Below are 15,271 nucleotides of genomic sequence, written 5' to 3'. Positions count from 1 at the left end.
ATGTTCCAAAGAAACAATCTTCTGTTTGGGCTGTTGGCCGGACTGGTACTCCCGGCGGTCGGTTTTTCCATTATCTACTTTGGGTATTCCATCCTGGAGGACAACAGCATAGTGAGTGAGCGTGGTTTTTCTCCCTTTTTCCGGGAGCGGACTTCAGCCGTCATTGCCATTTGCCTCAATTTGCTGCCTCTGAATCAATTCATGAAGCAACGTGCTACCCAGTCTATGCGAGGTATTGTACTGGCAACAGTGATGCTTGTTGCAGCATGGGTTATTTACTTCGGGAAATATATTCTCTCATGAAGTACTACGTTATTGCTGGAGAAGCTTCGGGCGACCTGCACGGCAGCAACCTGATGAAAGCGCTTAAAACAGAAGATACCGCTGCGGATTTCCGCATTTGGGGGGGCGATCTGATGGAAGCACAGGGCGGGCAACTGGTGAAGCACTACCGGGACCTCGCCTTTATGGGCTTCTGGGAAGTCCTGAAAAACATCAGGACGATCCTCGGCAACATTAAACTATGCAAGCAGGACATTCTGACCTATGCGCCCGACGTGCTCATTCTGATCGATTATCCGGGTTTCAACCTTCGGATTGCCAAGTGGGCCAAAGCGCAGGGCATGAAGGTCTATTACTACATCAGCCCCCAGATTTGGGCCTGGCACAGCAGCCGGGTACACGGCATCAAAGCCAGCGTGGACCGGATGTTTGTCATTTTGCCCTTTGAGCAAGACTTCTACGCCCGCTACGATTACAAGGTCGACTTTGTCGGCCACCCGCTGATGGATGTGGTGCAGGACTATCAGGCACCGGAAGGATTTAAGGCCAGTCAGCAACTATCCGATAAGCCTATTATTGCACTATTGCCGGGCAGCCGAAAGCAGGAAATTGAGCGCCTGTTGAATGTGATGCTGTCAGTCGTTCCTGACTTCCCGGACTATCAGTTTGTCATTGCCGGTGCCCCTTCCCAGGAACGAGGTTTTTACCAGCAGGTCATCCAACAGGCTCCGCTTTCTGCAGAGGCCGGTCAACGGGTCCGTTTTGTCGATAACCAAACTTATGCTCTGTTGCAGCATGCAGAGGCTGCGTTGGTAACCTCCGGCACCGCTACCCTGGAAACCGCACTCTTTGAGGTACCTCAGGTTGTCTGTTACAAGGGCAGCCCCCTCTCCTACTACATTGCCCGGCAGGTCGTAAATGTAGACTACATTTCCCTGGTTAACCTGATTGCTGACCGCGAAATCATTACAGAACTCATACAAGCAGAGTGCCGCCCGGAGCGTATCCGGGAAGAACTATCGGTCTTGTTACAGGGGAGCCGCCGCCAACAGTTGCAGGAAGACTACCAAAAGCTGAAAACCATCATAGGTCGGGGCGGCGCATCACAAAAAGCTGCCCGCTTGATGGTACAGTATGCCAGGGCAACGGATTAAGAGCATGATGGGACTTTAGCCTGCTAATTTTGCGGCTAGAAGAACAAATCCCCAACCCGCTCTAATTCACCACACGGATGAGTTTAACCCTTTGGACTTCCATCGTGCCCAGAGGTGTGAGGTCAAAGCCTTCAGTTTTAGCGGTTTCCTGAAAGACAGCAACACTGTCCGGAGCCACTGCGGTCAGTAGCCCCCCACTAGTCTGTGGGTCGCAAAGTAAAAAGCGCTGTTCATCAGGCATATCCTCAATCTTATGTCCGTAGCTGCTCCAGTTGCGGTGCGTACCGCCCGGGATGCAGTTTTCGGCCAGATAATAATCCAGCACTGTTTTGTCCAGAAAGGGAACCTCACCGAAGTTGACCGTAGCGCTCAGGCTGCTGGCTTCGCACATCTCGCTTAAATGCCCCAGCAGCCCGAATCCGGTAACGTCTGTCATAGCGTGCACGTAAGGCAAACCGGCGAATACCGCACCCACTTTGTTGAGTTGCACCATGCTATCTCTTGCGATATTTCGGTGCTCAGGCTTGAGCTTTTTCTTTTTCTGTGCAGTACTCAGTATCCCCACCCCGATCGGTTTGGTCAGGAAGAGTACATCGCCTGCCTTGGCCCCGCCATTCATTTTGAGTTGCGCTGTTTGCACCCGGCCGGTAACTGCCAGCCCGAAGATAGGCTCGGGGCTGTCGATGCTATGCCCTCCGGCCAGCGGGATACCGGCTTCCTGGCAAGCCTGCCGCCCTCCTTCTATGACCTGATTAGCCACTTCGGGTGGCAGCTTGTCAATCGGCCACCCTAATATGGCAATGGCAACCAGTGGAGTGGCGCCCATTGCATAAATATCGCTAATCGCATTCACCGAGGCGATCCGCCCAAAATCTACCGGGTCATCCACAATCGGCATAAAGAAATCCGTTGTGCTGACTACTGCTGTGCCGTCACCAAGATCGAAGACTGCTGCATCGTCCCGCTCATCATTGCCTACGAGCAAGCCTGGGAAAGGTGACGTCTCCTTTGTATGCTTCAAAATTTCATCCAGTACTTTCGGGGCGATTTTGCACCCGCAGCCAGCACCGTGACTGTATTCGGTAAGTTTGTATTCCATTTAGAATTGCTTTTGGTTAGCGAACGCAATTAAGGCACGGGCGGTTTGAGCGGGGTCATCCTTTTCTACCGGCATGGGGAATATGGTCTTCCGCCCTACTTTTTCAAAGGTGTAATGCTGGTAAGCTTTGTCGTAATAGGCTAGTGCGATTTCAGCTGCTTCGCGGTAATTGCGCTCTTCCAGGGCCTGCAGGGCGGCGTTCAGGTGCTGCCCGCCCAGCCGTTTGCGGATACGCTTAAAAGCCTCGGCCAATTGAGCATCAGAGAAGTTGGCATACTGCCGTACCAGCCGGTCTAGCCGGTGCTCCAGGCTGACTTCCAGGCTAAACAGTGGGGCCTCAGCCATCACCTGCCAGAAACGCTCCGGAAGGTATACCCGCCCAATGGCACGGCTTTCGTTTTCCAACCAGATCCGCCGGTTGGGGTCTAGTTGCTGATAAGCGTGCCAGAGGTCGTTTTCAAACTGCCGGACGGTGGGTTGTGGCTCTTCCCCAAGGGCACCAAAAGTAGAGCCTTTGTGATGGGCAAGCCCTTCCAGGTCAATAATTTGCTCACCAGCTGCCTGCAGGGCTTGCAGGACTTCCGTTTTTCCTGCACCCGTCGGGCCGCCCACAATGAGTAAGGGCGCCTGCACCTCTGACAGCGCGGCTTGCACCCAGGTCCGGTAGGCTTTATAGCCCCCCTTGATGACCTGCACCTCGAACCCGCTCAAATCGAGCAGCCAGCCTACACTGCTGCTCCGCTGTCCGCCCCGCCAGCAGTGGAGTTGCACTTTGCCGGAAGGTGCCATTCGCTCGGCTTCTTCCACCAGAGTGCGCATATTAGGCCCAACAAAATCCAGGCCGCGCAGGAATGCTTTCCTGGGGCTGACCTGTTTGTAGAGCGTGCCCACCTCCGCTCTTTCTTCATTCGAAAAGAGGGGTAGATTCTGCGCGCCCGGAATGTGCGCTTCTTCAAATTCGGCAGGCGTGCGGACGTCCAGAAGCGGTACGTCCGGCAATTGCGCTACGGCTTGAGCGGGAGAAATATAGGTTGCTGACATTTAGATTTCTTCGTGTTTTTCCCAATCCATACTGCGCTTAACGGCTTTTTGCCAGCCTGAGTATAGACGGTCCCGGTCCGTGGCAGACATTTCAGGCTCAAAGGCGATGTCGAGCTGCCATTTCTGTTCCAGCTCTTCGGGTTTCCAATAGCCGGTAGCCAATCCTGCCAGATAAGCTGCGCCCAAGGCGGTCGTCTCAATAATTTTGGGGCGTTCCACCTGTACATCAAGCATATCTGCCTGAAATTGCATCAGCAAATTATTAGCGCTGGCGCCGCCGTCGACCCGAAGAGCACGGAGCGGGAAGCCAGCATCCTTTTCCATCGCATTGAGCACGTCTTTCGTCTGATAAGCCAGGGATTCCAGTGTTGCCCGGATGATATGAGCCTTGCCTGTACCGCGGGTCAGCCCGAAAATCGCGCCCCGGGCGTACATGTCCCAGTAGGGCGCTCCCAGCCCGGCAAAAGCAGGCACCACATACACGCCATCGGTATCGGGGACTTTCATGGCGTAATACTCGGAGTCGGGCGATTCATCAATGATCTTCAATCCATCCCGTAGCCACTGAATGGCTGCACCAGCAATAAAGACACTGCCTTCCAGCGCGTACATGGGCTTGCCATCCAAACCACAGGCTACCGTAGTGAGCAGGCCATGCTTAGAACGAACCATCTCATGCCCGGTATTCATTAGCATGAAGCAGCCTGTGCCGTAGGTATTCTTGCCCATGCCCGGTTTTACGCAAGCCTGCCCAAACATAGCAGCCTGCTGATCGCCAGCAATACCGGCGATCGGGATAGGCTTGCCAAAAAGGTAGGGCTGGGTCTCCGCGTATATCTCACTGGACGACTTTACTTCCGGTAGCATAGCCCTTGGGACACTAAGGATTTTGAGCAGGTGATCGTCCCACTCCAGGTTTTTGATATTGTATAATAAGGTGCGTGATGCATTGGTGTAGTCTGTCACATGCTTCTTGCCGCCACTGAGCTTCCAAATCAGCCAGGAGTCTACCGTCCCAAAGCAAAGTTCGCCAGCTTCAGCTTTGGCCCGCGCACCTTCTACGTGGTCCAGTATCCACTTGACTTTGGTACCGGAGAAGTACGCATCTGCCAAAAGACCGGTGTTTTCACGGAGGTACTCCTCGTGCCCATCTTGTTTGAGCTGATCGCAGATCTGAGCAGTACGGCGGTCTTGCCAGACGATTGCGTTATGGATGGGCTCGCCGGTATTCCGGTCCCAAACCAGAGCCGTTTCCCGCTGATTGGTAATCCCTATGCCCGCGATCCGGTCAGCGGGGACACCTTGCTTCCGCAAAACCCCCTGAGCAACCTTGAGCTGCGTATTCCAGATTTCATCAGGGTCATGCTCTACCCACCCTGCTTTGGGGTAGATTTGCGTAAATTCCTGTTGCTCCGAAGCAACAATACTGCCTTCGTGGTCGAAAAGAATGGCCCGCGAGCTGGTGGTTCCCTGGTCCAGTGCAAGAATATATTGGTCCATATCAATTTGGTGTAATGATGAGTTGATTAAGGGTAGTATGCCAAAAATATAAATTGTCTGCATATCTGCAAGCAATCGCATTCTTATTTCCTGTTAGGCTCCCGGAATCAAAAATAAAGGTTCATGGTCAACTATTGCCCCCGGATATGCTTTCTTCTAAAAGCATCAATAACCACCAATCCTTATACATTAAATGAGTAAACCTAAGCCAGAACTGACCCGAGCACTTTTATCTTTTGATAAAGTACCGCAGTTATCCGAACGGGATCTTGCCTACACCACGGGCGACCCCAGATTGAAGCCTTTCTATAAATACCCCGTAACCCTGGAAGCCTTTGAAAAAGTGATCGCGGATAAGACTTTCGACACTAAGCGCCGCGAAACCCTGGTGCGTGTGCTCAAGTCGCAGTACGAAGGTAAAACGGTCAGTAGCCTTACGCAAAAGCGGATCGGAGCGCTGCTCGAAGAAAATACCTTTACCGTAACGACTGCTCATCAGCCGAGCCTCTTTACGGGCCCATTGTACTACATTTACAAAATTATTTCCACGCTCAACCTTGCCAGCAAACTCGAACAGGCTTATCCGGACTATCAGTTTGTACCCCTTTTTATTACCGGAGGTGAGGATCATGACTTTGAAGAAGTCAACCATCTACAGCTATTTGGCAAAACCATAACCTGGGAGAACCACCACAGCGGGCCGGTAGGTCAAATGCCTTTAGACGGCCTTAATGAAGCCCTGGGCACTTTGACCGAAATTCTGGGTGATTCGCCAGCGGCTCAGGAACTCACCGATATACTGAAGGCGGCGCTGCAGGGCAAAGACCGGTACGGGCAGGTCGCCTTTGACCTGACGCACCGTTTGCTCGGAGACTACGGGCTTGTGATCCTTGATCCCAGCCATCCTGAATTAAAAGCGTCATTTGTGCCCCATATCGAACGGGAAATCTTTGAGCAGCCTTCCAAAGCGCTTGTGGAGACAACTGTCAAAGCGCTGGAAGAAGCAGGGTTTTCAGAACAAGCTTACCCCCGGGATATCAACTTTTTCTACCTGGGTGATGGTTTCCGGGAACGTATTATTCAGGAAGGCGATCAGTACAAGGTCCTTAACCAGGATATTTCCTGGACCAAGGGCGCCCTTCAGGAAGAAATCAAAGCCAATCCGCAGCACTTCAGCCCCAATGTGGTCATGCGCCCGATTTACCAGGAGTTCATCCTCCCCAATCTAGCTTACATAGGCGGTGGTGGCGAAATCGCCTACTGGCTGGAGCGTCAGCAGCAATTTGAAGCCTTTGGCCTGAACTTCCCCATGCTTATCCGCCGCAATTCGGTCTTATTCGTGGATAAGGGCACCCGCAAGCGGCTCGACAAGCTCGAGCTCAGCGTGGAAGATATGTTTGGAGACATTGAGGCGCTGATTAAGGAGTACGTAAGGAAACATACCGAGAACGAGATCAGCCTGGCAGACGAAAAGAAAGCATTGGCAGGCTTATTTCAACAAGTGGAAGCTAAGGCGCAGGAAGTGGACCCCACTCTCAGAAAAGCAGCTGCCGCTGAAGGGGCCCGGCAAATGAATAGCCTCAATCAGCTCGAAGGCAAGCTCATGCGGGCCGAAAAGCAGCGCCACGATACGGCCGTTGGGCAGATGCGCACCCTTAAAGACAAGCTCTTCCCCAATAACGGGCTGCAGGAGCGCTATGATAATTTTATGATGTACTACCTGAAGTACGGCCGGGGCTTTTTTGATGCCCTGATTGAGCAGCTGGACCCGCTCGACAACCGGTTTGTCGTGCTGATTGATGCTTAAGCAGCCCCCAGCCAAGCAAAAAATGCACTGCTGAATCGCGCTCAGCAGTGCATTTTTTTGTTGCGCCCATCAAAATTCGACCTTTTTTAGTCTTTTTCCGGGCTTATTTCGGGAGAGAAATTTAATTTATTTTTCACAATTCGCTATCAAACTTCTTTTAAATAAAAACCTTGTCCATTTATTTAAAGTCTACTTATTTTCACAATAGCCCGTTTTTGTCTTTGTTATCCCTTGTTTTTATTAAGATGTTTGTAATGTCAAACGAAGATAGAAGACGATGAACGAATCGGATTCTCAAAATTTAGGATTATTTATTGGGATTTTAGTTTGCCACTTATAGCAAGTCGGATTCTGGGAAAATCTGACTTGCTATACGGCAACTACCTCCAAACCTTGAATGACTGATTAGCTCCGCTCGCGGAGATCTTAATATAAAGATTTATACTTTTCAACTAGCTCTTGCTAGTTTTCGTACATGTTCATGGGATTATGAATGATAAGTCGTACTGTTTTCAGTGCGACTTATTTTTTTTGTGCGGTAATATAAGCGTTTTTTTCTGCAAGTGCCTCAGGTAGACGAATAACAATATTTTACAATGTGATAGGTTTTTCAAAAAAAATCTTGAGAATTTGGAACATCTCAAACCTGCAGCCGTATAGTAGTTTACAAGGTAAGGTATGCGGGTACCCCTTGAAAAGTGATAGTTTGGTACACCTGTTCCCAGCAAACTTCAAAATATTGATTGGAAGTTTGGATCAAAATTTGTTTCTTTGTGACATGTGATGCGTTAATGCGTCTACAAAACAGTAGCAATCATCTTGCCCCACCGTCCCCTTGGCTCTGGATAATCAGAGTTCCCTTCAAAAAAAACCACTATGGCTTTTAGCTATGGTGTAATTGGTGTTTTTCCAGGTTTAAATTCTAGTCAGTAAATGTTTTTTTGGTACGTACTCCAATTTTGGATAGCCCTTGGCTAGTCAAGACATTGGTACTGCTAAGTTTAATCTGTTTAATGCCATTTTTCAGCTAACAAATTCATAATCCAAATGCAGAAAATTTTACCACTATCTATTCGCACAAGGTTATTGTGTAAGCTGAAGAGCCCGAAGAACCGATATTTATTATTACTTCCGCTCTTCCTGCTATCCTTTCAAGTAACACAGGCGCAAATCACAGTCGACTTTCAGGTCACTGAGCCCGCCTGCTTTGGCCAACCCAACGGTAGTGTAACAGCTACTGCATCAGGTGGTAATGCGCCCTACAGTTACACCTGGAACACCGGGGCTGTCGGTCCTGTATTGTCTGGCATTACAGCCGGCACCTACACGGTAACCGTTGTAGATGCCTCCAACAACTCAGCCATCAAGAACATTACGGTCACGCAGCCAAATGTTGTAAATGTTGATATAACAGCTGAGAACTGCGAACTGCCGATCATCATTACCGCTACGGGCAGTGGAGGCGCGCCTCCTTATAATTATAACTGGAACACCGGGCAAAACGGCTCGACTATTTCTGTTCCGGGCCCCGGTACTTATTGTGTGACTATGACCGATCAGGACCTCTGTGGAGCAGTGGAATGTATAACCGTAGACTATACCCCCATTGACCTGAATGTTTCAGTAAACAATATTACCTGCCCTGGTGACAACGACGGACAGATTGTGGCTACACCTTCGGGTGGCAACCCACCTTTCTCCTATCTGTGGAATACCGGAGCGACTACGTCTTCTATCAGCGGACTGCCTGCGGGCACCTACACGGTAACGGTGACGGATAGCGAAGGCTGTGAAGTGGTTGGGTCGGGTACGGTTACTGAACCCCCGGCGCTGATTGCTAATGCAACAGGGCAAAACCCGGTATGCGCAGGTGATAACAACGGCTCGGCTTCGGTGGCAGCATTTGGTGGCACACCACCCTATAGCTATCAGTGGAGCAACGGAGCCAATACTATTTCCATCTCTGGCCTCTCGGCGGGTGGCTACTCCGTAACGGTCACTGATGCTAACGGTTGTATTGCTGTTGATAACGTGGTTATTACACCGCTTTCCAACCTTAACGTTTCTCTCCAGAAAAATGACGAAAGCTGCCCGGACGAAAATGACGGTTCCGTAACCGCGTTCCCTGTGGGCGGTGTGCAACCCATTACGTATAACTGGAGCAACGGCGCAACCACACAGACGATTTCCGGTCTCTCGCCAGGCGTATATGCAGTCACAGTAACCGATGCACAGGGATGCCAGGATGTAGAATCAACTATCATCATGGCTGCTCAGGATTTGACTATTGCAACTATCTCTAACAACGTGACCATTTGTGATGGCAACGACGGGTCTGCTATGGTGACAGTAACGGACGGTACCGGCCCATTCTCTTACAACTGGAGCAACGGCGCAACTACACAGTCTATTTCGAACCTGCCAGGTGGCGTGTATATGGTTACCGTCACGGACGTTAACGGCTGTACTGCTACCGATGCGGTCATCATCAGCACCCCACCGGGCTTGGTGGTAACCATTATCACATCGGAGTCAACGGTATGCCTGGGCGAAAGCACTTCTACCGCTACCGCTACCGTTTCCGGCGGCACACCACCATTTACGTACCTCTGGAATACCGGACAAACCACACAGCAAATCACCGGCCTGGGCGCTGGCACTTACACGGTTACCGTAACGGATGCTGCTCAGTGCCAGGATGTTGAGACGGTTGTAATTGAAGCTGCACCCAGCCTTGGCGTGACCATCAGTGGAGACGAAACCGTTTGTGACCCGGAAGGCGAAGGGTTTGTTTCGGCTACCCCAATTGGCGGTACGCCTCCTTTCACCTACAACTGGAGCAACGGCGGCACAACAGCCGCTATAGGCAACCTGCCCGAAGGCACCTACACGGTAACCGTAACCGATGCACTCGGCTGTACGGCCATTGAGTCCATCGACGTAGATATCGTTGATGATTTCATTCTGGATATTATTGTTACTCAGCCGCTTTGCCCTGGCGATGAAAACGGCAGTATCCTGGCAGAAGGCTGGGGCGGTACCCCTCCCTACATTTACCAGTGGAGCAACGGTGTCACCGGCACTCCCCTATTGGAAAATATTGGTGCTGGCAACTACGGCGTAACGGTGACCGACCAGAATGGCTGCCAGCTCATCGAAAACTTCACGCTAACAGACCCGCCGGCAGTGGTAGCTGAAATCTCAGCCACGCAGGAACTTTGCCCTGGCGAAACCACAGGTATGGCGATGGCGATGGCCAGCGGTGGCAACCCTCCTTATACTTACCTCTGGAATACCGGCGCTATGACGCAAATGATCACAGGGCTAAGTGCTGGAACATACATTGTAACGGTTACAGATGACAACGGATGCGAAGATGTAGCCTCTGTGGTTATTCAAGAATCTCCCGAACTCATTGTTGTGATCAGCGGCGACGAGACCATTTGCGACCCTGAAGGCGAAGGACTAGCCACGGCTATGGTATCCGGCGGCACTCCTCCTTACAACTATCAGTGGAGTAACGGAGCAAACACACAGGCGATTGCAAACCTCCCCGAAGGCAGTTACAGTGTAACCGTCACGGACCAGCTGGGCTGTACCGCAGTGGATGAAATCGATATTGATATTGTGGATGACTTCATCCTCGACATTATAGTTACTCAGCCACTTTGCCCTGGCGATGAAAACGGCAGTATCCTGGCAGAAGGCTGGGGCGGTACCCCTCCCTACATTTACCAGTGGAGCAACGGCGTTACTGGTACTCCCCTATTAGAAAACATTGGTGCCGGCAACTACAGCGTTACGGTTACCGATCAGAATGGCTGCCAGCTTATCGAAAGCTTCACGCTGACCGATCCGCCTACTCTTGCCGTCAATATCAATGCAACAGCAGATGTTTGCCCCGGTGAGACTACAGGTACGGCTATGGCTGTTGGCATAGGCGGCACTCCTCCGTATACTTACTTATGGAGCACTGGCGCAACCACGCAAATGATCACCGGCCTGGGTGCCGGTACGTATACGGTTACCATTACAGACGATAATGGCTGTGAAGCTGCCAAGTCTGTGGAAATCGGTGAATACGAGGGCGTAACTGCCGTTATTACCGGTACGGATATTGTGTGCGGTGCTGAAACGGATGGCATGCTCACTGCAGTAGCAACTTCAGGTACCTCGCCCTTCACATACCTCTGGAGCACAGGTTCAACCAACCAAACGATCATGAACCTGGGTGCGGGCACTTACAGCGTTACCATTACAGATAGCAACGGTTGTACCGATGACACCTCATTCACCATTGAGATAAGCGACGATCTGGCCGTGAACGGTACCAGTAAGAACTTACTCTGCTTCGGCGACGGATCAGGTGAAGCTACGGCTAACCCATCCGGTGGCACTCCACCTTACACCTATCAGTGGAGCACCGGCTCTATGGCCGCATCCATTCAGGGTGTTGCGGCTGGTTTCTACAGCGTAACTGTCATGGACGATAACGGCTGTACTGCTGCTCAGAACTTCGTCATCTCACAACCACCTGCAGTAGAGGTAACAGCTACAGCAGGAGGCCTGGTTTGCCCCGGAGATATGAATGGCACAGCAATGGCAATGGCTAACGGTGGCACTCCTCCTTACTCTTATGAGTGGAGCACCGGTCAGACGACGCAGATGATTACCGGCCTGGGCGCAGGCACTTATACCATTACCGTGACTGATGCCAACGAATGTGAAGGCATAGCATCTGTGACCATTGAAGAAGCGCCAGCGCTAGACATCATGGTAGATGCGCCGGAAGTGGTTTGTGGTGCTGGAAATACTGGGGAAGCATCAGTGGAAGCAACCGGTGGCCTCCCTCCCTACAGCTACGAGTGGAGCACAGGCGAATCCGATACAGATATCGAAAACCTTCCCCAAGGTACCTACTCTGTAACGGTCACCGATGCCAACGGCTGTACACAGGTACAGGAAATCTTTATCGAAGTGGTTGAGGACTTCTCAATCACGGTTGTGCCACGGGACGTTCTTTGCAACGGTGACAACACAGGCAGTATCCTGGTCTCTGCAGAAGGCGGAACGGCACCTTACACTTATGAATGGTCTACAGGAGATACGCTCAGTGAGTTGATCAACCTGCCGGCCGGACAATACAGCCTTACAGTTACCGACGCTAATGAATGTACGTTGTCCGAAACAGTAACGATCGGAGAGCCACCACTGTTGGAGCTTGACCTCGAAGTTACAGATGTGACTTGCGCTAATGCCGCAGACGGACAGGTGGTGATCAATGTTTCCGGAGGCAATGACGCCAGTTACACTCTATTTGTTGATGGCAATGAAGTGGTTTCTAACGTCCTGACCGGTTTGTCTGGTCCGGATACCCTGATCGTGACCGTTAGAGATGCGAATTTCTGCGAAACGTCAGACACCGCCATCATCAATGAGCCGGAAACTATTGAACTCACGCTTGATGTGCAGAATAATCCATGTGCAGGCGACCTGCTTGGTGCCGTGATGACCAACGTTTCCGGCGGAACGATGCCTTATGCCTTCGAGTGGAGCAATGGAGCAGTCACAGAAGACATCATGGGCGTTGCCGCGGGCACTTATTCCGTAACGGTAACCGATATAGAAGGCTGTTCGGCTGTAGCCGAAGCAACCGTACTGGAACCTGATCCAATCAGCATCACATTGAACAAGACTGATATTTTCTGTGATGACGATGGTACAGGTGCGATCACCGCAGTAGTTAACGGTGGCACACCGGCCTACACTTATGAATGGAGCAATGGTGAGACAACTGCCACGATTGACGGCTTGCAGCCCGGTCAGTACACCGTAACGGTAACCGACCTTAATGAATGTATGGCCATGTCAACCGTAACAATTGAAGCCTTCCCAAGCCTAAGCCTTACGCCGATCGCTACGACTCCAGACTGCTTTGGGGAATCGACAGGAGCGGCAGCAGTAGTTGTCTCCGGCGGCACTCCTCCATTCTCCTATGAGTGGAATACCGGTAGCACAACGACTGAATTGATTGGTATCCCGGCGGGCATCTATGAAGTTACCGTAACTGATGATGCCGGCTGTACCGGAACCGCAATCGTTGGTGTGGCACAGCCCGAGGAGCTCATTGCTTCCGTCTCTTCTGCTATGACCGAAGACGTTAGCTGTAATGGGTTGTCTGATGGACAGGCAAGTGTGGAAGTAACCGGTGGTACCGAGCCTTACACTTACGAATGGAGTGACGGGCAGACTACACAGACCGCAGCAAACCTTTCGGCAGGTATTTATACCGTCACCGTCACGGATGCCAACGGGTGCGAAGATATCCTTAATGTGGAAATCAACGAGCCCGAAGCTATCGACCTCAATATAACGGCAGATGTCAACAGTACTTGTGAGAATGCAAGCGATGGCGCAGTCAGTGTGGCTGCAATGGGCGGTACGCCACCTTTCTTCTATGAATGGAGCAATGGTGAGACTACGCCTTCCATCTCAAATCTTCCTGCAGGCACTTACACGGTAACCGTTACGGATATCGCTGAATGTACGGCTACGGCGAGCATCGATGTTACAGCCTTCCCTGCACCCTCTTGCTCCATTGAGGTCACCAATCCTATTTCTTCTAATGGCGACGACGGTGAAGCTACCATTACGGTAACCGGAGGTACGGCACCCTACACTTTCCTGTGGAGTGACGGACAGACAACGGAAGTAGCTACCGGCCTGGCTTCCGGCGACTACACAGCCACCGTTACGGATGCCAATGGATGTGAAACGACCTGTATGGTCACTATAGCCCCTCCGGCTCAATTGGGTGACTATGTATGGTTGGACGAAGACCGCGATGGTATCCAAGACCCGAATGAAGATGGTATCGAAGGCGTAATGGTGATCCTTCAGGTCCCTACAGAGAATGACCCGATCAACATCGATACGACCTTTACAGATGCCAATGGCTTCTACCTCTTCAATGTAGATCCGGGCGAGTACAAAGTATTGTTCATTGCTCCGGCCGGACTGGTATTTACCCAGCCTGATCAGGGTGTAGACGATGCTATTGACAGCGATGTGGATACGATCATGGGAATGAGCGGCATCTACGTTATCAACGCGGGGGATTCCAACCTCACTATTGATGCCGGACTGTACACCAAGTGTGACAACATTGACGATCCAGGTTTGATTGGGCCAAATCAGTTCTTGTGTGGACCTGGCAATGACCCTGACCCCATCATCAATATCGAATCACCATCTGGTGGAAGCGGTGCCCTTGAGTACCTGTGGATGCAAAGCACGGTGGCAGGACCATTTAACCTGCAGACCTGGCAGATTATTCCTGGTGCAACCGGTGACTCCTTCGATCCGGGGCCACTGTCGGAGACGACCTACTTCGCACGCTGCGCACGCCGCGAGTGCTGTATCGTTTACCTGGAAAGCAACATCGTAACCATAGAGGTGGGCAATGTAGCCGTAGCGGAAATCAATGGTCCCGACTTCATCTGTGTGGATGAGCCTACGACCTTCTTTGCCGGCCCAACTGGTGCTAATGCACAAATCAACTGGACCTTCAGCCAGGGTCTGAGCCCACAGAGCGCAACGGGGCCACAGGTCACTGTTTCGGCTTCTTCCCACGGTAATTTCACGATTACCCTGCAGGTTACAGAAAACGGCTGTACTTCTACCGATGTGGAAACCATAACCGCAACGACAAGCCCGCTATACTGTGGCTCACCAATGCCACTGACTGCGGAGGTGACCAACGAAGTGGACGGAGAAGTTATGGTAAGCTGGATGACGGAAGAATTCATTCAGGACCACACCTACACCGTTGAACACTCTGCTGATGGTGGAGAACGCTTCGAAGCCATCGCTACCGTAGACCAGCCATCTGCCTACCTGGGTGTGATGAACTACTACGAGCAGCTGCACGAAGATGCCAAGCGTGGACGCAACGTCTACCGACTGCGTATCGAAAACCCAACGGGTGAAGTCTTCTACTCGGAAGAAGCGGAAGCTATTCTGTACGGAGACTCTGAAATTGCCCTACTCTATCCAAACCCAACCGATGAAGTGGCGACGCTTGAGCTCTTTGAAACCTTCGGTGAAGCGGTCACGGTAGAATTGCTGGGTGTGCAAGGTAATGTCATCTTGTCTCAGCAACTAGCACCGGACGCCCAACAACTCGAGTTGGATGTCAAGCAACTGCCATCAGGCACCTACTTCGTCAAGCTGAACTATAGCAAGTCTGGGGTTAAAGTCCTCAAACTGATGAAGAAGTAAGCGAATTGCTTAGCTCAATAGTGTAAAAAGCTGTACCGGAACTTTCCGGTACAGCTTTTTTATTGCCCTGACTTTCCAAGACGTTTTTCCACTCTGTGTTTGAATTAA

The 15,271-nt window shown here is 51.4% G+C and carries 7 protein-coding genes; 4 read left to right on the top strand and 3 right to left on the bottom strand.

Annotation, left to right across the window (positions count from 1 at the left end):
• Both RIC19_RS07165 and lpxB read left to right on the top strand, forming a co-directional pair.
• Complete coding sequence (locus RIC19_RS07165) at positions 1-303, top strand: hypothetical protein (protein ID WP_350177618.1); 303 nt, start codon at positions 1-3, stop codon at positions 301-303.
• The gene (gene lpxB, locus RIC19_RS07160) at positions 300-1,436 is read left to right on the top strand and encodes a lipid-A-disaccharide synthase (protein ID WP_350177617.1); all 1,137 of its coding nucleotides are present in this window, start codon (positions 300-302) and stop codon (positions 1,434-1,436) included. The genes RIC19_RS07165 and lpxB overlap by 4 nt, the downstream gene beginning before the upstream one ends.
• Positions 1,437-1,497: 61 nt before the next feature.
• Here the strand turns inward: lpxB and selD are convergent, their stop codons facing one another.
• From selD to glpK, 3 genes are read right to left on the bottom strand one after another with little or no spacing between them, the layout of a single operon-like run.
• The gene (selD, locus tag RIC19_RS07155; protein ID WP_350177616.1) at positions 1,498-2,535 is read right to left on the bottom strand and encodes a selenide, water dikinase SelD; all 1,038 of its coding nucleotides are present in this window, start codon (positions 2,533-2,535) and stop codon (positions 1,498-1,500) included.
• Positions 2,536-3,576 (bottom strand): tRNA 2-selenouridine(34) synthase MnmH, encoded by a 1,041-nt coding sequence (gene mnmH / locus RIC19_RS07150; protein WP_350177615.1) that lies wholly within the window; start codon positions 3,574-3,576, stop codon positions 2,536-2,538. It abuts the gene before it with no gap.
• Complete coding sequence (gene glpK / locus RIC19_RS07145) at positions 3,577-5,076, bottom strand: glycerol kinase GlpK (RefSeq protein ID WP_350177614.1); 1,500 nt, start codon at positions 5,074-5,076, stop codon at positions 3,577-3,579.
• A 193-nt stretch (positions 5,077-5,269) separates the two neighbouring features.
• Here glpK and bshC point away from each other — a divergent pair, with 193 nt between their 5' ends.
• Positions 5,270-6,883, top strand: coding sequence for a bacillithiol biosynthesis cysteine-adding enzyme BshC (gene bshC, locus RIC19_RS07140; RefSeq protein ID WP_350177613.1), 1,614 nt, complete (start codon positions 5,270-5,272; stop codon positions 6,881-6,883).
• Between the two features lie 1,047 nt (positions 6,884-7,930).
• On the top strand, positions 7,931-15,163 hold the full coding sequence (locus tag RIC19_RS07135) for an SdrD B-like domain-containing protein (protein ID WP_350177612.1): 7,233 nt from the start codon (positions 7,931-7,933) through the stop codon (positions 15,161-15,163).
• Positions 15,164-15,271: the final 108 nt, after the last annotated feature.

It is taken from the genome of Phaeodactylibacter sp., assembly GCF_040219495.1.
GTDB lineage: Bacteria > Bacteroidota > Bacteroidia > Chitinophagales > Saprospiraceae > Phaeodactylibacter.
The sequence above is the reverse complement of the archived record's forward strand: the minus strand, read 5'-3'. Positions and strand labels throughout refer to the sequence as shown.

Coding starts and splice junctions, on each gene's coding strand:
- RIC19_RS07135 (WP_350177612.1), top strand. CDS start 7,931: ATGCAGAAAATTTTACCACTATCTATTCGCACAAGGTTATTGTGTAAG.
- RIC19_RS07165 (WP_350177618.1), top strand. CDS start 1: ATGTTCCAAAGAAACAATCTTCTGTTTGGGCTGTTGGCCGGACTGGTA.
- bshC (WP_350177613.1), top strand. CDS start 5,270: ATGAGTAAACCTAAGCCAGAACTGACCCGAGCACTTTTATCTTTTGAT.
- glpK (WP_350177614.1), bottom strand. CDS start 5,076: ATGGACCAATATATTCTTGCACTGGACCAGGGAACCACCAGCTCGCGG.
- selD (WP_350177616.1), bottom strand. CDS start 2,535: ATGGAATACAAACTTACCGAATACAGTCACGGTGCTGGCTGCGGGTGC.
- mnmH (WP_350177615.1), bottom strand. CDS start 3,576: ATGTCAGCAACCTATATTTCTCCCGCTCAAGCCGTAGCGCAATTGCCG.
- lpxB (WP_350177617.1), top strand. CDS start 300: ATGAAGTACTACGTTATTGCTGGAGAAGCTTCGGGCGACCTGCACGGC.